This window comes from Limosilactobacillus avium (assembly GCF_947381485.1).
Taxonomy (GTDB): Bacteria; Bacillota; Bacilli; order Lactobacillales; family Lactobacillaceae; genus Limosilactobacillus; species Limosilactobacillus avium.
The window spans coordinates 1-215 of record NZ_CANCWN010000125.1 but is presented as its reverse complement, the minus strand read 5'-3'; the positions used below and the strand labels follow the sequence as shown (position 1 = coordinate 215).

The window sequence follows — 215 nt, the reverse complement described above, 5'->3', positions numbered from 1 at the left end:
GCCTGATGTTTCCGTTTGGCATACTTACTCTGCCACTTGGTTACTTGCTTTTCCGCCCATTTAGCATTAAAGGTTCCATACTTAATTCCATCAGAACTAATGGCTAGATTAGCGATGCCAACATCAATTCCGACTACTTTCCCTGTCTTCCTTAAGTGTTCGGGAGCTTCAACTGCCACTTGTAATGACAGATAGTAGCGGCCAGTGGGCTCGAG

At 45.6% G+C, this 215-nt stretch carries 1 pseudogene; it reads right to left on the bottom strand.

What is annotated here, in order from left to right:
• Window positions 1-215, bottom strand: a pseudogene (locus tag QOS01_RS10560) (RNA-guided endonuclease TnpB family protein); the annotation flags it as partial.